This window comes from Streptosporangium sp. H16 (assembly GCF_051918855.1).
In the GTDB taxonomy this organism is placed as follows: Bacteria; Actinomycetota; Actinomycetes; order Streptosporangiales; family Streptosporangiaceae; genus Streptosporangium.
Genome location: NZ_JBPXMD010000116.1, coordinates 1 through 1,027 on the forward strand (window position 1 = coordinate 1; position 1,027 = coordinate 1,027).

The 1,027-nt window shown below is 66.8% G+C and carries 1 protein-coding gene; it reads left to right on the forward strand.

The annotated features are described in order from the left end of the window. On the forward strand, positions 1-1,015 hold a 1,015-nt coding region (locus tag ACTOQ2_RS43915; RefSeq protein WP_440107974.1), incomplete at its 5' end, for a zinc-dependent alcohol dehydrogenase family protein. Positions 1,016-1,027 lie beyond the last annotated feature (12 nt).

The window sequence follows — 1,027 nt, forward strand, 5'->3', positions numbered from 1 at the left end:
CACCGATATGACTGATCCGATGAAGGCCGTGGTGCTCGCCCGTTTCGGGGGGGCCGATGCTTTCGAGCTGCGCGAGGTCTCGGTACCGCGAGTCGAGCCCCGCCAGGTGCGGGTGCGCGTCCATGCGACCGCCCTCAACCCGCTCGACTATCAGATCCGTCGCGGAGACTATGCGGATCATGTGCCGCTCCCGGCGATCATCGGGCACGACATCTCCGGCGTGATCGAGGAAGTCGGATCCCACGTGACCGAGTTCCGCGCCGGCGATGCGGTGTACTACACGCCCCGGATCTTCGGCGGCCCCGGCTCCTACGCCGAGCAGCACGTCGCCGACGTCGACCTCGTTGCCCGCAAGCCGGAGAACGTCAGTCACCTGGAGGCGGCGAGCCTGACTCTCGTCGGCGGAACGGTCTGGGAGTCCCTGGTGACGCGAGCTCAGCTCACCGTGGGGGAGACGATCCTCATCCATGGAGGCACGGGCGGTGTCGGCACGATCGCGATCCAGGTCGCGAAGGCGATCGGCGCACGAGTGATCACCACCGCGAAGGCCGGCGACCATGAGTTCGTGCGCTCTCTCGGAGCGGACGCGGCGATCGACTACACCTCCGCGGACTACGTCGAGGCCGTGGCCGAGCTGACGCGAGGCAAGGGGGTCGATGTCGTCTTCGACACGATCGGTGGCGACACGCTCACACGAAGCCCGCTGACGCTCGCCGACTCCGGACGCGTCGTCAGCATCGTCGACATCGCGCAGCCGCAGAACCTCATCGAGGCGTGGGGCAGGAACGCCGCCTATCACTTCGTTTTCACACGACAGAACCGAGGAAAGCTGGACGCGCTCACCACGCTGGTCGAGCGTGGTCTCGTGAAGCCGGTCATCGGCGCGACTCTTCCGCTCGCCCGAATGGGCGAGGCTCACGAGCTCCTGGAGAACAGGCGGTCGTATGCACTGCGCGGCAAGGTCGCGATCGATGTGGCGGGCGAAACTGTCGCGCTTCCCCCTCGCATCTCGTAGCGGAACGCTCCA